24 protein-coding genes are annotated in these 21,467 nt (G+C 51.5%); 18 read left to right on the forward strand and 6 right to left on the reverse strand.

The annotated features are described in order from the left end of the window. Window positions 1–44 precede the first annotated feature (44 nt). The 11 genes from KQX66_RS30865 to KQX66_RS30915 are packed head-to-tail and all read left to right on the forward strand — an operon-like array spanning window position 45 to window position 11,755. A complete protein-coding gene (locus KQX66_RS30865) occupies window positions 45–1,199 on the forward strand; it encodes a glycosyltransferase family 4 protein (RefSeq protein WP_216797265.1) in 1,155 nt (384 codons plus the stop codon). A gap of 56 nt (window positions 1,200–1,255) precedes the next feature. After that, complete coding sequence (locus tag KQX66_RS30870; protein ID WP_216797267.1) at window positions 1,256–2,419, forward strand: glycosyltransferase family 4 protein; 1,164 nt, start codon at window positions 1,256–1,258, stop codon at window positions 2,417–2,419. Between the two features lie 15 nt (window positions 2,420–2,434). After that, on the forward strand, window positions 2,435–3,568 hold the full coding sequence (locus KQX66_RS30875; protein WP_216797269.1) for a glycosyltransferase: 1,134 nt from the start codon (window positions 2,435–2,437) through the stop codon (window positions 3,566–3,568). Window positions 3,569–3,592: 24 nt separating this feature from the next. Continuing rightward, a complete protein-coding gene (locus KQX66_RS30880) occupies window positions 3,593–5,026 on the forward strand; it encodes an O-antigen ligase family protein (RefSeq protein WP_216797271.1) in 1,434 nt (477 codons plus the stop codon). Between the two features lie 15 nt (window positions 5,027–5,041). Next, window positions 5,042–6,418 carry an oligosaccharide flippase family protein gene (locus tag KQX66_RS30885; protein WP_284439866.1) on the forward strand — a complete coding sequence of 459 codons (1,377 nt, stop codon included), beginning with the start codon at window positions 5,042–5,044 and terminating at the stop codon, window positions 6,416–6,418. 22 nt (window positions 6,419–6,440) lie between these two features. Beyond that, window positions 6,441–7,220: a glycosyltransferase family 2 protein gene (locus KQX66_RS30890; protein WP_216797276.1), complete on the forward strand. Its 780-nt coding sequence runs from the start codon at window positions 6,441–6,443 to the stop codon at window positions 7,218–7,220. A 16-nt stretch (window positions 7,221–7,236) separates the two neighbouring features. Then, window positions 7,237–8,427, forward strand: a complete 1,191-nt coding sequence (locus KQX66_RS30895) for a glycosyltransferase family 4 protein (RefSeq protein WP_253957549.1) — start codon at window positions 7,237–7,239, stop codon at window positions 8,425–8,427. Continuing rightward, window positions 8,424–9,791: a sugar phosphate nucleotidyltransferase gene (locus KQX66_RS30900; protein WP_216797278.1), complete on the forward strand. Its 1,368-nt coding sequence runs from the start codon at window positions 8,424–8,426 to the stop codon at window positions 9,789–9,791. Before KQX66_RS30895 ends, KQX66_RS30900 begins: the two co-directional genes overlap by 4 nt. Window positions 9,792–9,834: 43 nt before the next feature. Continuing rightward, a complete protein-coding gene (locus KQX66_RS30905; RefSeq protein WP_216797280.1) occupies window positions 9,835–10,149 on the forward strand; it encodes a hypothetical protein in 315 nt (104 codons plus the stop codon). 36 nt (window positions 10,150–10,185) lie between these two features. Continuing rightward, a complete protein-coding gene (locus KQX66_RS30910) occupies window positions 10,186–10,926 on the forward strand; it encodes an L-type lectin family protein (RefSeq protein ID WP_216797282.1) in 741 nt (246 codons plus the stop codon). 34 nt (window positions 10,927–10,960) lie between these two features. Then, a complete protein-coding gene (locus KQX66_RS30915; RefSeq protein WP_216797284.1) occupies window positions 10,961–11,755 on the forward strand; it encodes an SGNH/GDSL hydrolase family protein in 795 nt (264 codons plus the stop codon). A 58-nt stretch (window positions 11,756–11,813) separates the two neighbouring features. On the opposite strand, the gene KQX66_RS30920 is transcribed toward KQX66_RS30915, so the two are convergent. Beyond that, entirely contained in the window at window positions 11,814–12,182 is a 369-nt protein-coding gene (locus tag KQX66_RS30920; RefSeq protein ID WP_010496287.1) for a helix-turn-helix domain-containing protein, read from the reverse strand. A gap of 491 nt (window positions 12,183–12,673) precedes the next feature. On the opposite strand from KQX66_RS30920, the gene KQX66_RS30925 reads away from it, so the two are divergent. Next, entirely contained in the window at window positions 12,674–12,847 is a 174-nt protein-coding gene (locus tag KQX66_RS30925; RefSeq protein WP_216797285.1) for a hypothetical protein, read from the forward strand. 134 nt (window positions 12,848–12,981) lie between these two features. Here the strand turns inward: KQX66_RS30925 and KQX66_RS30930 are convergent, their stop codons facing one another. Continuing rightward, window positions 12,982–13,353 carry a helix-turn-helix domain-containing protein gene (locus KQX66_RS30930; RefSeq protein WP_010496289.1) on the reverse strand — a complete coding sequence of 124 codons (372 nt, stop codon included), beginning with the start codon at window positions 13,351–13,353 and terminating at the stop codon, window positions 12,982–12,984. Between the two features lie 268 nt (window positions 13,354–13,621). Here KQX66_RS30930 and KQX66_RS30935 point away from each other — a divergent pair, with 268 nt between their 5' ends. Both KQX66_RS30935 and KQX66_RS30940 read left to right on the forward strand, forming a co-directional pair. Then, window positions 13,622–13,963: an XRE family transcriptional regulator gene (locus tag KQX66_RS30935; protein WP_216797286.1), complete on the forward strand. Its 342-nt coding sequence runs from the start codon at window positions 13,622–13,624 to the stop codon at window positions 13,961–13,963. A 171-nt stretch (window positions 13,964–14,134) separates the two neighbouring features. Continuing rightward, window positions 14,135–14,290, forward strand: coding sequence for a hypothetical protein (locus tag KQX66_RS30940; protein ID WP_216797287.1), 156 nt, complete (start codon window positions 14,135–14,137; stop codon window positions 14,288–14,290). 66 nt (window positions 14,291–14,356) lie between these two features. Here the strand turns inward: KQX66_RS30940 and thpR are convergent, their stop codons facing one another. Continuing rightward, window positions 14,357–14,923: an RNA 2',3'-cyclic phosphodiesterase gene (thpR, locus tag KQX66_RS30945; protein ID WP_216797288.1), complete on the reverse strand. Its 567-nt coding sequence runs from the start codon at window positions 14,921–14,923 to the stop codon at window positions 14,357–14,359. A gap of 105 nt (window positions 14,924–15,028) precedes the next feature. On the opposite strand from thpR, the gene serC reads away from it, so the two are divergent. After that, complete coding sequence (gene serC, locus KQX66_RS30950) at window positions 15,029–16,117, forward strand: 3-phosphoserine/phosphohydroxythreonine transaminase (RefSeq protein ID WP_216797289.1); 1,089 nt, start codon at window positions 15,029–15,031, stop codon at window positions 16,115–16,117. Window positions 16,118–16,235: 118 nt separating this feature from the next. Here serC and KQX66_RS30955 read toward each other — a convergent pair whose 3' ends face one another. Next, on the reverse strand, window positions 16,236–16,952 hold the full coding sequence (locus KQX66_RS30955) for a response regulator (RefSeq protein ID WP_025851217.1): 717 nt from the start codon (window positions 16,950–16,952) through the stop codon (window positions 16,236–16,238). Between the two features lie 125 nt (window positions 16,953–17,077). On the opposite strand from KQX66_RS30955, the gene trmL reads away from it, so the two are divergent. Further along, window positions 17,078–17,542 (forward strand): tRNA (uridine(34)/cytosine(34)/5-carboxymethylaminomethyluridine(34)-2'-O)-methyltransferase TrmL, encoded by a 465-nt coding sequence (gene trmL, locus KQX66_RS30960; protein ID WP_063181354.1) that lies wholly within the window; start codon window positions 17,078–17,080, stop codon window positions 17,540–17,542. A 139-nt stretch (window positions 17,543–17,681) separates the two neighbouring features. After that, window positions 17,682–17,930 carry an AbrB/MazE/SpoVT family DNA-binding domain-containing protein gene (locus KQX66_RS30965; protein WP_179223653.1) on the forward strand — a complete coding sequence of 83 codons (249 nt, stop codon included), beginning with the start codon at window positions 17,682–17,684 and terminating at the stop codon, window positions 17,928–17,930. A 99-nt stretch (window positions 17,931–18,029) separates the two neighbouring features. Here KQX66_RS30965 and KQX66_RS30970 read toward each other — a convergent pair whose 3' ends face one another. Further along, entirely contained in the window at window positions 18,030–19,604 is a 1,575-nt protein-coding gene (locus KQX66_RS30970) for an alpha/beta hydrolase (RefSeq protein WP_216797290.1), read from the reverse strand. Window positions 19,605–19,852: 248 nt separating this feature from the next. Between KQX66_RS30970 and KQX66_RS30975 the strand changes: the two genes are divergently transcribed. Next, complete coding sequence (locus KQX66_RS30975; protein WP_216797293.1) at window positions 19,853–20,023, forward strand: hypothetical protein; 171 nt, start codon at window positions 19,853–19,855, stop codon at window positions 20,021–20,023. 328 nt (window positions 20,024–20,351) lie between these two features. Here KQX66_RS30975 and KQX66_RS30980 read toward each other — a convergent pair whose 3' ends face one another. After that, the gene (locus KQX66_RS30980; RefSeq protein WP_216797295.1) at window positions 20,352–21,431 is read right to left on the reverse strand and encodes a phosphodiester glycosidase family protein; all 1,080 of its coding nucleotides are present in this window, start codon (window positions 21,429–21,431) and stop codon (window positions 20,352–20,354) included. Window positions 21,432–21,467 lie beyond the last annotated feature (36 nt).

The following is a 21,467-nucleotide window of genomic DNA, read 5'->3' on the forward strand; positions in this document are numbered from 1 at the left end:
CTCAAGAGGAGTGGTATTACTGGAGAAAGGATGGAAAAATCGCCATGCTTCGGGTTGCCTATTTGGATCATACGGCCAAGTGGAGTGGAGGAGAAGTCGCGCTGTACAACCTTCTTACGAATATGGACTCAACGGTCCATCCTTTGGTCATTCTTGCCGAGGAAGGACCGCTGGCCGAAAAGCTGCGGGAAAAAGGTATCGACGTTAGAGTCATCCTGCTCAATGACAAAACGAGGAACCGGAATCGGAACAAACTGGACATGCATTTATTCGTCTCCGTTCTTGAGTTTTTCCAGTACGGGTTGAAAATCGGCAAATTGCTGAAAAAGGAAAAAGTATCGTGCGTACACACCAACTCGTTGAAATCGGCCATCTATGGGGCAATCGCGGCCAAAAGCGCCATGATTCCTCTCGTCTGGCACATTCGGGATAACATTGCGGAGCCGTACCTGCGCCCTGTCATCGCCAAATTTATCCGCATCATGGCAAAGCTGCTGCCGAACGGCATTATAGCCAATTCCAAATCGACCATGTCTTCCCTGCATCTGTCCGAAGCGCAAAGCGTTAAAACGCTGGTTGCCTATTCGTCGTACAACGGCCCGATTGGATCGATGCTCGAAGCTTCGAACCGGAAGCAGTTTGTCATTTTGCTCGTAGGCCGGCTGGACGAATGGAAAGGGCAGCATGTCCTGCTCGATGCCGCGAAGCGGTTCAAGCAGCAGCCGGAGGTCCGGTTTTGGCTGGCCGGCGACGCCTTGTTCGGCAACGACGGATACAAAAAGCGGCTGCAGCAGTTTATTGAGGATCACGGTTTAACGAATGTGATGATGCTTGGGCATGTCGAGCATATCCAGTCATTGATGCAGCAAGCCGATCTGTTGGTTCACACCTCCATTATGCCGGAGCCGTTCGGGCAGGTCATTGTGGAAGGAATGGCGAACGGCTTGCCGGTCATCGCCTCGGATTTAGGGGGGCCGCGCGAGATCGTCGTGCCGCACGTCACCGGACTGCTCATTCAGCCGGGACAGCCGGAGCTGCTGAGCGAGGCCATTCAATGGATGATCGATCATCCTGAGGAACGAAGGCACATGGGGGAAATGGGCATGACGCGTGTGCGGGAACATTTCTTGATCGAATCGACCGTCAAACGGATTACCGAATTTTATCCGATGGTCATCCGGGAGCAGAAGGTTCAGTGATGTGGGGTCGTCTTTCATTATAATTTTATAGGTAAGAAGGGAGGTTAATGTGTCGCATGTACCGCGTAGCATACTTGGATCATACTGCCAGATGGAGCGGCGGTGAAGTGGCGCTGTTTAATCTGCTGACCAATCTTGATCAAACCGTAGAACCGCTAGTCGTGTTGGCAGAGGACGGACCGCTCGCAGAACGTTTAAGAGAAAAAGGAATGGACGTTCGAATTATCCATTTGGACGAGAAGGTTAGAAACAGAAATCGCAATACAATTAATTTCCAAGTATTCAGCTCTGCGATTAAAACTTATTTATACGGAAAAGCCGTCGGTAGAGTGCTTAGGGAAGAAAAAGTGGTCTGCGTTCATACGAATTCTCTGAAATCCGCCATCTACGGTGCCGTTGCCGCCAAGTCGGCCGGCATACCGCTCATTTGGCATATTCATGACATCATCGAGGCGCCGTATTTGCGAAAAATCGTCGCTTTCTTTATGAAGCTGCTGGTGAAATATTTGCCGGACGGCGTCATCGCCAACTCCAATGCAACGATGGCTACTTTGAATTTGTCGCAAGCGACGTCCAAGAAAAAAACCATTGCCTACCCTTCTTACTTCGGGCAAATCGGACGGAAGAACGAACCGCAGCTTGAGGATAAGGACGACCGCTTTATCGTGCTGTTGGTCGGCAGGCTGGCCGATTGGAAAGGACAGCACATTTTGCTGGAAGCCGCCAAGTCCTTTGCCAAGCGGAATGTCGAGTTTTGGATCGCGGGCGATGCGCTGTTCGAGGCGGATGCGGTCTACAAGCAGCAGCTCATCCAATACATCCGTGAGAACGGTTTGTTTAACGTCAAGATGCTGGGACATGTGAACGATATTTCCCAATTGATGAGTCAAGCGGATTTGCTGGTTCACACGTCCGTCATTCCGGAGCCTTTCGGCCAGGTGATCGTCGAAGGCATGGCGGTCGGGCTTCCGGTCATCGCTTCCAATGCGGGAGGGCCCCGGGAGATCGTGCTGAACGAAGAAACCGGATTGCTCATACCGCCGGGAAAGGCGGAGCGCCTAATTGAGGCCATTCAGTGGATGATCGAGCATCCGGAAGAGCGCAAGGAAATGGGCGAGAAGGCCATGAACCGGGTGAAGGAGCTGTTCCTGATCGAACATACGGTTCAAAAAATTACGTCGTTCTATCCTCAAGTCATCAGCGGAAGAATAAAAATATAAAGGAGGCCTTCGGAATTGAAAGTAGCGCTTGTTCACGATCTGCTCACGCAGATGGGCGGAGCCGAGCGGGTTCTTGCCGTTCTGCATCAGATGTATCCCGAAGCCCCGATCTACACGTTAGCCGCCAATTTTGACAAAATGATGCACGACTTGAAGGGCGCCGACATCCGGACAACATGGGCCCAGAAAATTCCCGGGATCGAAGCCAATTTCAAGAAGCTGCTGCCGCTCTATCCCTTTGCTCTTCAGCAAATGGATTTTAGCGAATACGATGTCGTCATCTCGTCCAGCTTCGCTTTTGTAAAAGGAATCAAGGTTCCGAAAGAAACGTTCCATCTATGCTACTGCCATACCCCAATGAGGTTTGCGTGGGATTTTGAAACGTACATCTCGCGGGAATCCTATTCGCCTCTCATCAAAAACGGGCTGCGGTTTTATGTGAAATATTTGAAATACTGGGACCGGAAAACGGCTGGCCGGGTGAGTGAGTACATCGCGAATTCCACGATCGTGAAAGAACGAATTCAGAATTGTTACCGCAGGGAGTCCAGCGTCATCTTCCCCCCGGTCGAAACGGATCGTTACCGGATCTCGGAGCAGGTGGACGATTTTTATTTGATCGTCTCGCGTCTTATCCCTTACAAAAGAATCGATCTGGCGGTGGAGGCGTTCAATCAACTCGGCGCCAAGCTGTACGTGGTCGGCGGCGGGCCCGATCTGGAGCGGCTTCGCGGCATGGCCAAAAGCAACGTTCAATTTTTGGGCCGGCTGGAGGACGAGGAAGTCGCCAAGCTGATGTCGCAGTGCCGGGCATTTATTTTTCCCGGAGAAGAAGATTTCGGCATTACGCCGCTTGAAGTCAACGCCGCGGGCCGGCCGGTTATCGCCTACAAGGGAGGCGGAGCGCTCGATACGATCCGTCCGCCGCTTAACGGCGTCTATTTCGAGCAGCCGAATGCGGCTTCGTTGGCCGAGGCCGTCAGGCAGTGCGAGCGCATGACCTGGAACCCGGAGCTGATTCGGGCGCACGCGGAGAAATTCAACGTCGACCGGTTTAAAAACGAGTTCGACCAGCATTTGCAAACGAAATATCGCGCATTTCTGGAAAGCACGAAGCAAAGAAAGTCCGTTGGCGTTTCGCTGTCTTAAAGACGCTGTAGGAGGAACGGCCAATTGCATAAAACAGGATACTTAAAAATAAGCGGCAAATTATACGGCCATGGGATAGGAAAAATCATTCTGTCTTGGTTGCTCGCGGGTTATTTAGGCTATGCCATCGGATTAAAAAGCGGCGATTCCATGATGCAGCTGGTTGTCGTCATGCTCGTCGTCTTTCCGGCTTTGCTGCTGGCATGGCATAATTCGCTGTGGTTTCTTCCTTACAATCTGTTTGTTTGGGTCACGGCGCCCGAAATGCGAAGAATCTACGATTGGCTGACGGAGTCTTACCACTCGATGTCGATGATCAGCGTCCTTCCGCTCGTCGTCAGCCTGCTGATGGTCATCCCGATCGTCCGCGCGCTGGGCGATTTTCCCGGGCAAGTGGGCAAGGGTCTGCTGTGGCTGCTTGGGGCGATGGGGTATGCACTGCTCATCGGGCTTGCGCGTAACGGATCGGCCAGTTTGTTTGACCTGGCCAATACGCTGGTGCCTTTGCTGTGGCTGCCTTATATCGTAGCTTACCGTCCGACGGTTCAAGAGCGCGATACCTGGATGCTAAGCTTCGTCCATCTCGCCGTCTTCATTGCCTGCTATGGGATGATCCAATTTGTCGTGGTTCCGCCATGGGATGCGTTTTGGATGGATTATTCGGGAATGACGTCGATCGGCAAGCCCAACCCGTTTGAAATCCGGGTATTTTCGACGCTCAACTCTCCAGGTCCCGCAGGCAGCTATCTTTCGTTGGCGCTTACCGCAATGCTGCTGGTCAAAAAATGGCGGGGGGCCTTCGGATGGGCCGGCGTCATGCTGGTAGCCATGGGCTCGATTGTGACCTTGGTGCGTTCGGGATGGGTATTGGCGGCGGTTGCCTTAATCGTCTTTATCGCGATTTCGAAAGAAATGAACCGTTTGAAATCGTTTAGCATTCTCGCCGGCTTTATCCTGTTCATTTACGCATGCTTGCTGGTCGTGCCGCAAGGGCAGGATCTGCTGAACCGGTTCGCCACGTTTGGGGATATGGAGAACGATCATTCGTTTAACGAAAGGATGGATTTGACCAACCAGCTGCTGCCGATGGTTCTCGGCAATCCGCAGGGTTTGGGATTGGGCGGCCTGGGGACGGCCACGCGATTGCAGAACGGCGGCGAGCTTAGCCAAGAAACCGGCGTATTCGATAGCGGGATAGGCAGTATTATGATGACCTACGGTCTGATTGGAACTGCCGCTTTTTGCTATGGGCTCTGGAGCTTGTTCAAAAGCTTGTGCAGCCAACATGGGATGAGCTTAAGGGAGAGAAGCTATACGCGATTCGGCATTGCTGTCATGACCGCTTCATTCACCAATTTGTTTTTCTCCAACAGCTACAATTCCATTCTAGGCGTATTGATCTGGTTTTGCGTTGCTATGGGCTGGAATGGCTCCGAACCATCAACTAAAGGAGACTAAAGGATGTCGCGGCTCATGTCTATACTACCCGAAAAAGCATTGAAAAGGTTCATCCCATTATGGACCGGTCTTCAGAACAAGTTGAGTAAAAAATCAAGCGCGGCCAATACGATAAGAACCATCATGACCAGCATGTTTATCGTTCTTCTGAACCTCGGAACGGGGATCATTTGCGCCCGTTACTTAGGCCCCGTCGGGAGAGGGGAGCAATCGGCGATCATGCTCTGGCCGTCGCTGCTCGGGCAATTGTTTACGCTCGGCCTGCAAACCTCCGTGATCTACAACATGAAGAAAAATCCGCAGGAATCCGGAAACTTTATTTATACCGCTTGCCTGATTCATCTGGGAACCAGCGTATTCATTACGGCGGCAGGCATCTGGTTTGTTCCGGTCTGGCTGAGCTCTTATTCGCAGGAAACGGTTTATTTGGCACAAATTTTGATGTTTTTTGCGCCAAGCGTACTTTTTACGAACTATTTAAACGCCGTCATGCAGGGACGCGAAGATTTTAAGGGGTTTAACCGAAGGCGATATTTGCCTGTTGTCGCGACGCTGATCATGCTGTTGGGGCTGGCGCTCACGGGCCATCTAACCCCGTTTACCTCGGCCTTATCGTATTTTCTTCCCAATGTACCGGTTGGGATTTATACCGTATACCAGCTGTTTCGCGTGTACAAAACTTCGTTGAAAGGCATCGTCTCGTCGGCCAAGAGACTGATCACGTACGGTCTTTCTTCCTACTTGATCGATATTGTGGCGACGCTCACTTTGTTCATGGATCAGGTGGTGATGGTGCGGTTAATGACACCGACCGACCTGGGGCTCTATTTGGTCGCTTTAAGCCTTGCGCGGATGGTCGGCATTTTTCAAAATGCCATTGCGATTGTCCTGCTGCCCAAAGCCGCAGGCATGAGCAGGGACGAGACCATTTCGCTCACGATGAAAGTATTCCGGATCGCTTCGACGGGCACCTGCATCATTGCCCTGGTGCTAATGGTTATTTCGCCGACGGCGCTCATCTTGTTGTATGGCGAGAAATATAGGGAAGCGACGGGTATTATATGGATCTTGCTTCTTGAGACGGCATTAAGCGGTGCGGTCTGGGTATTGGCGCAAACCTTCATGGCTTTGGGAAAGCCCGGCAAAGTATCCCTTCTCCAAGCTATAGGTCTCTCCATCAGCATTCCGCTGCTTATCATCCTGGTTCCGCGCTTCGGCTTGACGGGAGCGGCTTGTGCATTATTAGCGGCAACCTTTGTCCGATTCTGCTTCATCATGTTTCAATTCCCGCTCAGCTTGAAGGTGCCGATGCCGCGTCCTGTTCCGACACAGGGCGATTTATTATGGTTTAAGCAGAAAATCACGCAACGGCTCAAATCAAATGCTACCTAAATAGAAAGGAGTCAATCAGGAGATGGACCACTCCGAGGCCAAGCGCATATCGGTGACGATTATCGCTCAAAACGAGGAGCAACGAATCGCCAAAGCCGTTGTTTCATGTCAGGATTTTGCGGATGAGATTGTTGTTGTCGATGGGGGAAGCAAGGATGCGACGGTGGAAATCGCCGAAAGCTTAGGCTGCAAAGTATTTTTCAATCCATGGCCCGGCTTTGCCAAACAACGCAATTTTGCCGCGGAGAAGGCGACCCACGACTGGATCTTTTTCATCGATACGGATGAATTTGCGAACGAGGAACTGAAACATTCCATTAAGCAGTGGAAAGCCGGGAAAACGGCCGACGCGGATATTTACAACATCTACCGGATCGGCAATTTTATGGGGAAGTGGCTCGATAAAGGGGAGCATCTTCCGCGGATGTATAACCGGAAAGTCACCTCCATTCGAGAGACGGAGGTTCACGAAGGACCGGAACCGGAAGGGCGCAAGATCGGATTTATGCCGGGAATCCTGTGGCATGACGGCTACCGCAGCATCGATGACCATGTGATCCGGTTTAATAAATACACCGCCTTGGAAGCGCAGAAAGCTCTTTCTGCCAACAAAAATTTCAGTCTGATGCGGCTGCTGTTCCGCCCGGTTCTGCGCTTCGGGCAAAAATATTTTGTTCACGGGCTGTTCAAGAAAGGGCTGGCCGGTCTCACGGTTGCGACCCTGTGGGCTTATTACGAATATTTGACGCAAATCAAGCTGTATGAATTAAAAAGGGTTCAAAATAGCGGAGTTGCCGAATAAAGGTAGGGGGATCAGCATGTCAATATTACGAATATTGGCAACGGGAATGGGATGGCCCGTGTATCAGCCAGGAGGATTAAACACTTATTTTCGTTCGATATGCGAGAAGCTTTCCGAAATCCATGATCTGGAAGCCATGGTGAGCAGCCCGGAACAGCCCGTGCATCAGGGAATCAAAATCATTCAGGCCACGCAGCCCCATAAGATGATGCTGATGCGGCAATGGGCCTTCCGAAAAAAAGCGGCGGCCATTATGAACAGCCGTCCGATCGATGTGCTTTACACGCATTTCTCGCCGTATGCCCTGGGTCCGGCTCTGGAAGCGAAGAAACGGAATATTCCCGTGGTGATGAGCTTTCACGGCCCGTGGGCGAACGAATTGGGCGTGGAAAAGCTTGATTTGGTCAACCGGCTGAGAAACTCGGTGGCCCGGAAGATCGAGATGAGCACATATCAGCTCGGCGACCGCTTCATTGTATTGAGCCAATTTTTTAAAGACATTTTACACGAGTCGTATGGAATTCCGCTGGACAAAATCGAAATTGTACCCGGAGCGACCAATATCGATAACTTCAAGCCGGCCTCCGACCGGCAGAAGACAAGAGCCGGGCTGAACATTCCTTCCGACCGGTTTGTCGTATTGACCGTAAGACGCTTGGTCAAGCGGATGGGCTTGCTCAACTTGCTGGAAGCCTGGAAAACGGTTGTGCTTGAGGAGCCGAACAGTCTCCTGCTCATCGGCGGAAGGGGGCCGCTGGCCGACGAATTGAAGGAGAAAATCCGCGAGTACGGTCTTGAGCAGCATGTTCGTTTACTAGGGTATGTGCCGGAGGATCAGCTCCCCTTGTATTATCAATCCTCGGATTTGTTCGTTGTTCCTACCCAGGCGCTGGAAGGCTTCGGCTTGATCACCATTGAGGCTCTCGCCAGCGGCGTACCGGTGGTAGCGACGCCCATCGGAGGGAACAAGGAAATTTTGACGCCGTTCGACTCCCGGTTTTTATTCAAGGATACGAGCGCCGACGCCATTGCCGAAGGGCTGGTTCGTCTGTACCGGGAGCGGGAGACATGGCCTGCTTCAGAGGTCTGCCGCAACTTTGTGCTGTCCAAATATACGTGGAATCATGCGGCAAATCACGTGAACGAGGTGCTGCTGCGAACCGCGGGCGAGCAAAACGATACCATGAAAAGGATGTGCTTGTCATGAAATACATTTTATTGTCCGGAGGCTCCGGCAAGCGTCTGTGGCCGTTATCGAACGATACGAGGTCGAAGCAATTTTTGAAGGTGCTGCGCAACGACGAAGGGCAGCTCGAATCGATGGTTGAACGGGTATGGCGGCAGCTGAAAAACGCCGATATCGATCAGTCCGCCTACGTGGCCACGGGAAAAGTGCAGCGGGAAATTTTGCAAAGCCAGATCGGCGAGCAGGTACCCCTGATCATCGAGCCGGAGAGACGGGATACGTTTCCGGCGATCGCTCTGGCCGCCGTTTATTTGTACTCCGTGGAAAGCGTCAGCCTTGAAGAATGCGTAGCGATTCTTCCCGTCGATCCTTACGTGGAAGATCCGTTCTTCGAGCATATTAAGAAGCTGGAGGATGTACTGCGGGAATCAAAGGCGGACTTGGCGCTCATGGGGGTAAAGCCGACTTTTCCGTCCGAAAAATACGGGTATATCGTGCCGGAGCCGAGCACGGACAGCAGCGAACCGTTCATGCGAGTGGCCAGCTTCCAAGAAAAGCCGACGCAAAGCAAAGCGGCTGAGCTTATTGGCCAATCCGCGCTTTGGAATTGCGGGATCTTCGCGTTTAAGCTCGACTTCATCATCACGCTGTTGATTAAAAAAGGCCTGCCCATCCAGTATGAGGAATTGGCCCGGCAGTACGGGAAAATGGACAAAATCAGCTTCGATTATGAAGTTGTCGAGAAAACTAAAAATATCGCGATGCTGTCGTACGATGGGGTATGGAAAGACCTGGGCACCTGGAATACGCTGACGGAAGAGATGAGTACGCCGATTATCGGCACGGGAATCATGACGGACGCCAGTCACAATACGCATTTGGTCAACGAGCTGAACATTCCCGTTACCGTGCTGGATGTGCCGGATGTGGTCGTTGCCGCAAGTCCGGACGGAATTCTTGTGGCGAGCAAGGAATCGACTCCGAAGATCAAAGATATCATCAAATCGATCGAACAGCCCCCCATGTATGAGGAAAGGGTTTGGGGAAAATATAGAATCTTGGATTGCGTACTTGGCGAGAACGGCCACAAGGCGTTAACCCGACGGCTGTGCATCTTGGCCGGTAAGCATCACAGCTATCAGGTTCATCGCACGCATGACGAAGTGCTGACCGTGCTTTCCGGTACAGGCGAAATGATCCTCGATGAGCGGCTTCAGCCGATTCAGGCAGGCGATGTCATCCGGATTCCGGCCGGAACGAGACACAGCCTTCGCGCGCTGACCGATCTTGAGCTGATCGAAATCCAGAACGGCACCGGAGCTTTTGAAGAGAATACAGTCGAGCTGTGCACGACCTGGACAGAGATCGTCCGGCTATGCATTTAAATAAACAATCAATGCATATTGTTGTGCATAGGAGATATGGAACATGATTTGTAGCTGCGGCAATCAGATCAAGAAAGTGTTTTTCTTTGAAACGGACGAGGAATCGGGGAAAGGGACCAATTACGCGGTCAGTTTTGTCTGTACGGAATGCCAGGATAGTAAAACCTACGATGTGAAAATATACAAGCGGCTTGCGGAATATTTGAATATCGATTATGAGCTCGTCTGCTCCTGCTTACGAATTTCCAAGGACAATCATAAACTGTATCTGGAGTCCAAGCGCTTACTGCAGCTATTAAATATTCCGGAGGAAGCCGGGGAAAACATTTTGAGCAAGCATATGGCTGCCGAAAAATAAACAAAGCCGTCGTCAACCAGAAGGGAGCAAACCTACTTGAGACGAAAACTTATCCTTTTGTTCCCGATTACAATTTTAATGATGGTATTATTTGCACAGAAAGAGTCCGGACACCCTGTGCCGCTCTTGAAATACGACGATTTGCCGGCTTCGCCCGGAGCAAGGAATACGGGCACGCGTATTCCATTGATTGTGGATACGTATGAGGAAGATAGCGGGTTATGGAGCTATCGGGGAACGGCCTTCCGGGGAGAAGGGACGATGGTTTTAACGACCCCAAATCCGAATTCGGCGGGAGCCGCGTGGCTCAAGACGAATGTGACCGGCCGGTGGAAGGTCTCCTTCCGCTATAAGGCCGGGGGAGGCACGGGAGGAGACGGTCTTGCTTTTTTGTGGGTAGCGGGATCGTCGGAAGCGGTGCCTTCCGGAGGATATTTGGGTTTTGAGCCGGCGGAAGGCTACGCCGTGATTTTCGATAATTTTTACAATCCCGAATTAAATGATCCGGCGGGCAATTATATCGCCTTGGTGAAACGAGACATTACCAATAAACTGGCTTCGTTTGAAACCGTGAAGACGGAAGATTATAATTGGCATGACGTGGAAATCAAATTTACCGGCGAAAAGCTGGTCGTCCTGCTGGACCGGGTGAAGGTGCTTTCCGAAGCTGTCGATGGAGCGGATCCATTGCGGGCTATCGGTTTCAGCGCAAGCACCGGGGAATATACGAATTCGCATATAATCGATAACTTTAGTATAGAGCTGGAACCATCATGATCCATGGGACAACAAGAGAAGTGGAGGCCGCAGAATGAATCTACTGGATTTCATTAAAAGTTTAACCATCCTATTGTTTGCCGGGATATCCTCGTTAGACATGAGTAACTCCACAGGTTGCACCAATCCTGAATATTTTTTGGCCCATCGAACCGCCTGCCGTCAAATTTCTCCCGTGGTCAAGACGCTGGAATATGAAGCGGCACATAACAAAGCCTTGTCGATATCTACGATGGGGAGCAGCGTTACAGGGGGCATGGGAGCCTCGCAGAAAGAGAAGAATTGGGTCAGTCGGCTGGTGCAGGCTTTGAAAAAGCAGCCGGGGTTAAGCGGCTTGCAATTCAACAACGGGGGAATTAACGGTTTTTCCACCCAAAATTTGCTCGACCATAACATTCCCGACCGTATTATTCGCCAAAAGCCGACCGTAGTTCTTTTTGAGACAAGCCTATTGAACGATTACCTGCAAAATATAACGATTGAAACGACAAATAAAAACATTGAAACGATTGTGAACCAGCTAAAGCAGGGCTTGCCGGAAAGCAGAATTGTTTTGTTGTCTCCTAACCCCAGAAGACACGGAGAAGTCAAGAATAAGGCGGGGCTTACGTACGAGGATTACATTGAAGGCACCAAAGCGTTTATCGAGAAAAACGGCTGGGAATATATCGATATTTATAAGGAAATGAACGAGACTCTCGCTAAAAATAAAATGAATCTGGACCAAGTGATGAGCGATGCCACACATCCCAACGATGAGGGCTATGAAATATGGGCCAGGATTGTGACCGAATATTTTTTAAAGGGTCCGAAGCGGGATAACGAATAGCAGGCTCGCGGAACATAGCGGAGCCCCAGGCATGAGCCTGGGGCTTTATTTAAAATGCTTAAAAGGACCGCTCTGCACGGACAAAGGCGATGAACCGCTTGGCTTCCTCCGGCGTGAGCTGTTTTCCGTCAATCGTAAGCGTAAAATGCTGCAAAATTCGTTCGTCCGACAGCTCCAGACTGTCGACGAATTGTCTGACCTGCTGATCCAGCACCATCTCCGGGTCCTGAGTCCGGCCAAGCAAATAGTCGATCGATACTTTGAAATGATTGGCGATTTTCACCAGGGTATCGTAGTCGGGTTCCCGGCGGTTCTTCTCATAATGAGAGAGGGAGGCGCGGGAAATATCGAGTTTCAAGGAAAGCTCTTCTTGAGTCAATCCTTGCTTTTCCCTTAATGCAGCGATGCGGTTTCCAATTTGCCCCAACTGTTCTCACCCCGATCATCTTAAGTATACGATAGTCCTCCGGATAGGACGAAATGTTTCGTTCTAGGTCTTTCCATTTGTGGCGAATGAGTCGTTGTACCTAAACGATAACGAAAATACAATCCGGAGTAAACCGTTTCAGGAGCAAACTTCCCAGACCAATTGAATGCGTTTGCTTCTTTTGTCACAGCGGGGCCTGTTTTTTATAAAGAACGTCCGTAACGAAGGGTCAAGCTCCCAGACTGTGTGAGGAAGTAATTAAATTATACATTACGTATCGACATTTGTGAAGGATGCTTCTTCCTTGTTTTGGGTGAATTTTGTTACCAAATGACAAAGAAAAGAGAAAAATTGGGTTACAATTCGTATCTGTTTTATGATACAATAAGTATACAAGATGCCATTGCAACTTATCCCTGATTTTCCAAATACAATGATTTGAAGCAGGGTGCCTCCCATACCCAAACCTTGTACAGGAGAGATTTGGAGTCATGAGCAGAAACGTTGCCCTTGATATTCGTATCACTATGAAGCAGCTTGGGATTCACCCTGATAAAATCAACCGTTTTTTGGACGAGATTAAGGGTTGTCCGGAGCGTAATCATCCGGTCCGGGAGCAGCCCTCTGCCCAATTGTCCGTATCGCCCAGCCGCACGAAACCATGATAAAGGTGCCGCCGGGAACCGTGCAGGACGCCCAATTGTCCATTATTGCCATTGCGGGGCGCATGTATACCTGATTTGATGGAAATGAGGATCGAGCTAGGCTGCTTGCTTAACAGGAGGGGAGGCTCGCAGCGTTATCTGAGCGATCTTTCGGCCCTTACGAAGGCGATGAACCGCTTCGCCTCGTCAAAAGTCAGTTTCATGCCGTCTACGGTTAAGGAGAATCGGTCGATAATCTTTTCGTCGGACAGCTCCAGACTATCTACGAAAGCCCGTACTTCCGGCTCCAGTACGACTCTTGGGTCCTCGGTTCTTCCCAATAAGTAATCGATGGATACCTTGAAAAAATCTGCAATTTTGACCACGGTTTCGTAGTCCGGCTCCCTGCGGTTTTTCTCGTAATGAGAGAGCGAAGCGCGCGAAATGTTGATTTTACTGGAAAGCTCTTCCTGAGTGAGCGCATGCTTTTCGCGGAGCAGAGCGATTTTATCCCCGATTCTAACCATTTCCATTTCCCTCCAAAACATTGCCGATGTACTAGTCTCGGTATCACTTTTGTCGAAATCTGTTGAATTCAAGCTTGACTAGATTATACATTACGTAGCAAAGTTTGTGAAGAACCATATTTCAAAAAAAAGTGGCGGTCAATAGGCAAAAAATAATAAAATTTTTTAAATAAAGATACAAAACGTATCAAAATATGATACAATTAGTATGAATATAGAACTAGAACTATAAAACTCGGCCTTCGGGAAAATTAAGGAGGAATTAATCATGATCGGGGCACGAATTCAGTCCCTTCGACATCAAAAACGTATGTCGCTTACGGAGCTTGCAGCCCGCGCCGGCGTCGCCAAGTCTTATTTGAGTTCAATCGAAAGGGATTTGCAATCAAATCCGTCCATCCAGTTTCTGCGGAAGCTCGCGCCCGTACTCGGCGTAAACGTACAAACGCTTATTTTGCACGATCAGGGGGACAAGCCCGAGACGCTGGACCAGGAATGGGTTCAATTGATTCAGGAGCTGAACGAGCTCGGCCTGAACAAAGAGTCGCTTCGCAAAATCGTCGTACAGCTGAAGATGAGACAAACGGTGACTTACGACCAGGCCCAGTGACAAAATATACCATAAATGCGCCTATTGTCGTGATTTGACAGACCCGCTAAAAAATTCTTTAGTGTCGATAAAATAGCCAATTTAGACTATCAAAAATGAGGAACATTCCGTTACAATACAGAAATAGAACAAGGGAGACCCGGAGGATAACCATTGGAGAGAGAGGTAGCTATGGACAAAACCATATTGCTCGATATTCGAGATATGCTGCGTCAGTTAGGCATGAATCCGATGAAAGCCATGGAGTTTTTGACCATTGAGGAGATCATTCTTCCGCCCGACGGGACAGTCCCGCCGGACGAGGCCGCTCTCTTAACCGGCGATTAGCCCCGCCTCAGGGTACGATGTTCTGCTGCCTCGCCTCTGCCAAGCCCACCGTTTGTTCGCGTTCTTTCAGCCGAGAGGTAAAGAGGCGACACGCTCGTACATCGGACGTCTGCCCAAGCGGCTGCGATAAAGCACGGTTTCCTCGACCCGCCAAGGCGTCTGCCATTCGTCCGGCAGCGCAACGTCCAGCATTGCGGCATGGCTTCCGGCCGGACCTGTAAATTTTCTTGCCAGCGTCAAATGCGGTTTATACGGACAGTTTTCCGCAGCGAACCCCAGCGGCTCCATCGCGTCCACGATCCGGCGTTGAAGCTGTCCTAATTTTTCCACTTCTCCCTGCACCCCGGCCCACAGCACTGACGGGGCGTTCGGTTTGCCGAACACTCCCAAGCCTTGAAAATGAAGCGAAAAGGGAGCCGTGTCCTTAACCGCTTGTGCGATCGCCTGTGCGATTCGTTCGGTCCGGTCCCGTGCGACGTCGCCCAGAAACTGCAAAGTAAGATGCAAATCCTGAGGATGGACCCATTTGGCGAAGCTGAACCGGTCCTTTAGTCGCAGGACCCAGGACTCGGCGGAGGAGATCACGGACGGCGGAGCAGGAACGGCGACGAACAGGCGGTCGGACGGTTCCATACGAGACTTCTCTCCTTTCGGATGTTCATGAAACTTACACTTGATGCGGCAATGCAACCTTTGCTATCATAACCATATCATATGAAAAGCGAAGGGGTTTTAAACATGTCCAAGCGCGCGTACAACTTCAATCCCGGCCCGGCTGCGCTCCCGCTCGAAGTGCTGCAGAAAGCCCAAGAAACGTTCGTCGATTACAACGGCATCGGCATGTCGCTGACGGAGATCTCCCACCGCAGCAAGGAATATGAAGCGCTGAACCGTGAAACCCAAGAGCTGATGCTTGAACTGCTCGGTTTGTCGTCCGGCTATCAGGTGTTGTTTTTGGGCGGTGGCGCCAGCATGCAATTTTCCATGATTCCGCTCAACTTCCTGAAGCCTGGCAAGGTCGGGAGCTACCTCGTAACGGGCAGCTTTTCCGAGAAGGCGTATCAGGATGCCAAAATTGTCGGGGAAGCGGTCGTCGCCGCCTCCAATAAAGAAACGAACTGGAGAAGCCTGCCGAAAGCAGGAGATATTCGGATCGATCCGAACTCCGCTTACGTGCATATGACAACGAACAATACGATCGAAGGCTCGCAATGGTCCGATATTCCGGAAACCGGAGACATTCCGCTGATTGGCGATATGACCAGCGGCATCTTGAGCCGTCCGATCGATGCCCATAAATTTGCGATGATCTATGCAGGGGCGCAAAAAAACCTTGGTCCTGCCGGCGTAACCGTTGCGGTTATCCGCGACGATCTGCTCCAGGAAGAACCGAAGCATGTTCCTGTCATGCTGCGTTATACGACGCATGCCAAAAATCAGTCGCTGTATAACACGCCTCCCGTACATTCGATCTATGTCGTTAACCTGATGCTGAAATGGGTGAAGGAGAACGGCGGGGTAGAGGCGATGGAGAAGCAGAACGTCGCCAAGACGAAGCTGCTCTACGATGTCATCGATGCATCGGGCGGATTCTATACCGGAAACATTGCCCCGGACAGCCGTTCGATCATGAACGTTACGTTCCGCCTGCCGAGCGAAGAGCTGGAGAAAGCCTTCGTCAAGGAATCGGAGAAGAACAACTTCATCGGTCTGGCCGGTCACCGCAGCGTAGGGGGTATTCGCGCTTCCGCTTACAATGCGGTTCCTTACGAAGCTTGTGCGGCGCTGGCCGAATTTATGGTTGATTTCCAAAAACGCAACGGGTAATCGGACCCGTCCGGCAGCTTTCGCCACGGCATGAAGCCGAGCGAAGGCTGCTTTTTGTACGGCGCCGAATATGACAAGAACGCCGCGGCAAGCTGCGCGGCGCTCGTTGTATCGGATATTAGGCGTAAGATTCTTTCATGGCGGGCTCGGCCAATTTGTAACCGACGTTGCGGATGGTTACGATATATTCAGGGTTACGGGCGTTGGTCTCGATCTTGTCGCGCAAATGGCTGATATGCACGTCGACGATCCGCGTATCGCCAAGGAAATGATAATCCCAGACGCCGTGCAGCAGCTGCTGGCGGCTGAGCACTTTGCCGCGGTGCTTGCACAGGAAGAGCAGCAGATCGAATTCTTTGGGCGTCAGCTCGATCGGCTGGCCCTTGACCTTCACTTCCCGCTGATCGGGCTGAATGACGATCTGACCGATGGAGACCGGCGTGTTCGGACTTGTGGAAGGCAGGGTCTGGATGCGGCGCAGGATCGCTTGAATCCGCGAGATCAGCTCTTGCGGGCTGAAAGGCTTCGTCATGTAATCGTCGGCACCGTTATCGAGCCCGGCGATTTTGTCGGACAAGTCCTGCATCGCCGTCAGCATAATGATCGGCACGAGATTGTTCTGGCCGCGCAGCTTGCGGCACACTTGAATGCCGTCCATCTTGGGCAGCATCAGGTCAAGCACGATCAGATCGGGGCGGAAATGCTGAATCGCCTGGAATACCGCTTCACCGTCATAGACGCAGTGCACTTCGAAGCCGACCAGCTTCAGGTTGAATTCTATGAGCATCGAAATTGAAGGTTCGTCGTCAACGACAAGAATTTTCTTCTTCATCATTTCGGATAGTCTCCTTTGTAGTCGCTTGGATAAGTTCATTATCTCAGAGCACTATCATCTTCGTATTAAGAAAAGGTAAAACGTATGTAAAATTAATGAGGCATACAGGAGGAAAACGGAGCAGCATGGCTTTTCATATCGTACTGGTAGAGCCGGAAATTCCGGCCAATACGGGGAATATCTCCAGAACGTGCGCCGCGACCGGCACTTGGCTGCACTTGGTTCGTCCGCTAGGCTTCAATACCGACGACCGGACCCTCAAGCGTGCGGGACTGGACTATTGGCACGCCGTCAAGCTGGAGTATCACGATTCGTTTCAGGAAGTGAAGGACAAATACAAGGACGGCCGCTTCTTTTTTGCCACGACCAAGGCCTCTAAAGTTTACACGGATTTGACATTTCAAGATGGCGATTTTCTGGTCTTCGGCAAAGAGACGAAAGGGCTTGCCCCGGAGATTTTAGCCGAGCACCCGGATTCGCTTATGCGGCTGCCGATGACGGACGCTGTTCGTTCGCTGAACTTGTCCAATGCCGCGGCGATCGTTCTGTTTGAAGCGCTCCGGCAGACCGGATTTCCAGAATTGTCCTGAAACCTGCCCATTCGTTACGAAAATGCGACACTCATAGAAATCAACGGAGAAAACTCGCAATTATGGGAAGGAATTTTAACATCAGCGTCGAACTATATGGAGGGCAAGCGTAATCGTGCGAAAGTGAGGTGAATTGATGATGAAACCGGCAGGAGTAGTAAGAAAAGTCGACCAGCTCGGCAGAATTGTACTCCCGAAATCGCTGCGCAAAAGATACCAAATGAACGAAGGCGATCCTGTTGAAATATTGGTAAGCGGTGATCATATCATTCTGGAGAGGTATCGTCCCCGCTGCGTATTTTGCGGCTCAATGGAGCAAGTGAGTGATTTCAAGGAAAGACACATCTGCGCCGAATGTCTGGTCGAGATGCATCAGTTAAAAGGGTAATTCGCGCGGCTGCGCAGGGTTAGCCCGCAAATGGCAAAGCACGGTCGGATCGTTCCGTAAAAGGACGCCGGCCGTGCTTTTTTGTCTGCTGGAAGCCGTTTAAAGCTTTTCCTCCGCCGGGGGCGCGGACAGGCTGTTTCTTTTTTTACGGACCCACTTGCGCAGCTCTTTGGTGTTGCCGTTTTTCTGATAAATGGCGATCAACCGGTCATAATACAAGGTTTCGTCCGCCAAGCCGTGCTGCAACCCGCTAAGCAGGAATGGAATGGCTTGGCTGCTTTTTCCGGTCAGCGTGCAGTAATCGGCCGCCCATAAGGTGATGCCTTCCCATAGCTGCTCGACTTTTTCTTTCAACGATAAGGCAAAAGGATCGTAGCATCCCGGCATGAGCTTGCCGCTGAGCCGGCTAAGCAAATCTTCGCACAGCCCGTATTTCACCTCGCTATCCTGCTCTGCGGCGACCTGCTGCAGATCGTTCAGAAATTCCATTAAATCGCAATCGACAAGATAATGAAGCTTGACGACATCTCTTCCGATCGTCAGGCACGGCTTGTCCGTATCATTCGTCTCCAGCAGCTTGGAGAAATGACTCAAGTAGACGCGCAAATTCCGCATCGCATTCGGATGCTCGACTTCCGGGAAGAGAGCTTCGCACAGCTGCTCCCGCGTAGCGGTGGGATGAAAGGCCAGATAGATCAGCAGGCTTTTGGCGTACCGGGTATTCCAGCCGCCCGTTACGATCCGGTCGTTCAGCCAGACTTCGAACTTGCCCAAGCAGCGGATGCGTATCCGGTTTCCGTCCCATTGCTCGTAGCCCTGTTTGGTCAATTGCTGCACGTGCTGCCGCAGCTCGCGGTTGATGGCGTTATTCCGTTGCCCGGGTAGCGGCTTGCGGCTAAAGGCATCGATCCAGTCGGCCGCATAAATCGGCTGATCGACGAACACCAGGCTCGAGGCGTCGGGGACGACCAAGAAGCCCGTCGACTCCAGCTGCGCATGCGTCAGACCGGCCAGCGCCGGCGTGAAGACAGGGTCCTGCTCGCCGGAGAGCAGCAGTATAGGCTTTTGGAGGACGAGATAATCTTTCGGAAATAGGGGCTTCATCGCCAGCTCCACCATTTGAACATAAGTGGGGGGATGGACCCGTTCAAAGGCTTGCACGATTCGCTGCGTCAAGACCGCATCCGTGTGCTTGACGGACATGCGCTTCGCCATCGCTTCCCCAAGCGTCTGACGTGCTGCTTTCTTGGCAAGGGAAACACGCAGCTTGTATTCTTTATGAAGCGAGGCAAGCGGAAGGTGGGCAAATGGCGAGATCAGGATGAGGCTTTCAACCATCGAGCCGTACGCCGATGCGAACTGAACGGCGAGGTGCGCCCCGAAGTCGTGACCCAGCAGGGTGACACGGTCTAATCGCAGCGAACGCAGCAGAGCATGGAGTTCTCCGGTCAGCAGCTCCCAAGAAATGTCCGGGTGTCCTTCGCTGCTTTGTCCGTGGCCTCTTAAATCGTACAAGAGGACGGAATAGCGCCATTCGAGAAGCGGGACAATGGACTGCCAGAAGGTAGAGTTCAATCCGGCGCCGTGGATCATAACCAAAGTTTTCGCTCCCTTGGCGGGGCATTCGTAATGCTCGTAATACATCAGAGAATCGGCGGAAATGAAAAACGACATAAGTCCAAAGTCCCCCTATGGGATTCAAATTTTCATTTAAATTAGTCTAATAGGACTAGGTCTTTGGATATTATATCAAATGTTTAGCCAAAATTTAATAAAGCTAGGGGAAAATTTATGAATTCTTTTGGTTTTGTAACCATTCTGTAACGCTCGCTGTGCTAGAATGCCAAGTAAGGAATGAATACACTCTTCGGTCAAGCTCATACAAAATCATACTAAAACCATATAGAGGTGGACTTGTCAGGATGGAGCGAATCGAAATGACTACTGGAGATGAAACCGTTATACATTTGGAGATCCGTGAAGTAATGAGGCAGCTTGGACTCAATCCGCTCGATTGGCAAAAGTTCGGCAGCAGTCCGATCCCCCTTGACCAGACTTCGCAGCCCGATGCGGAGAATGAAGACACACGTTAGCCGATGGTTCTATTTTTTTATAGTGATAGATACAAATTGTATCTGCGGAGTATGAAAACGGGTTGAAAGATGCCGGCCGCAAATGCAATCAGGTGCTGTAACGAACCTTGATTGATCCGGAAGCCGCATCTCTCAACCCGCAGGCGAAGGGAAGCGTATGATTAAAGTCCCTTGGTTTTGTCATCATTGTATGCGGCTGTAAGCATCGAGACAATGAACAGAAGAAAAACCACGATAACGATCCAAAATGTGACTGACATTTACTCAGCACCTCCCGCCTATATTATAACCAACCCATTGGCAAAAGAAAACGCTAAATATGTGAATTTTACTTGAAAAACAAGAAGTGTGTCGCCAGCGGCCGCAGGCGCCCTCCGGCATCGGACGGCCGGTTGATCACCTGTCCGTCATAGATCAAGCTTGACGATCCGCCCCCGTCCAGATTGTAGGCGTCTTTGACGCCGAGTGCGACCAGCTTGTCCTGAAGCTCCGGCAGCGTGGCGCCGGAATGGCCGTTTTCGTCGTTGCCGTCCGTCACCATAAAGAGCAACTGATCGTTCTTAAAGCTGCCGACCACCGTCCGCGGCGCACGGGCCGGGGAGGTCAGCCACTGATTCGGAATGTTCTGCTTCTTCCCGTCCTGGAGTAGGATCGGCACGAATGTCGCCCCGAAGGACGGCTTCAGCTTGTCCAAATCTTCTTGTCGCGAAAACTTGCCGCCGATCAGCTTCCGATCGGTGCTGATCCCGATGAACGCCAGATCCTCGAACGTCGGCTCGAAGCCGTAGACATACTTGCCTCCGAGCACCGTCGTGCTCAGCGGGAACCGCTTGCCGGTTTTGTTGTCATCGGCGAAGCCTCCGGCATTGATCCCGGCGACAGCGCCATAGCGGCGTACCGCTTCCATCGTCGTTTCGCTGCCCCCGACCTTGTCTTTTCCCAGCACCATTTTCATGCCTTTGTCCGTTTTCAGATCCACTTTGAGCGCGTAGCCTTTATACCTCGGTTCCGTAAACGTATATAATTTCAGATCGACGTTGGACGTTGTCGTGGCGCGGTTGACCTTGCCGCCGAGCTTGGCGCCGATCCGCGAATCGAAGATGGCCGCCGGGCGCGCAGCCGCCGATTCCGCCGTTTGTGTCATTGCGGCAGCTTCGGCCGAGCTTTTGGAGTACAGCTCGTAGTATTTCTCGATCGTCGACCGGGTTTGCGCCGCGTCGGCCTTTGTTTTGTCCAGCTTGGCAAGGACGTTCTGCCAGTCATCGCCGGCTTTCCACGAAGCGCCGGGAGCCCCGGCGAATGGGGATAGCTCGACCGAAACGCCCGCGATAAGCAGAAACAGCAGCAAACCGATAAACGGCGCGCACACCAGCAGCATCGTCCGGTTAATATGTTGAATCGGAATCATGGCTTTCGGAGTTCACTGTCCTTTCGTCCGTGCAAT

It is taken from the genome of Paenibacillus oleatilyticus (assembly GCF_018998565.1).
GTDB classification, from domain to species: Bacteria; Bacillota; Bacilli; order Paenibacillales; family NBRC-103111; genus Paenibacillus_G; species Paenibacillus_G oleatilyticus.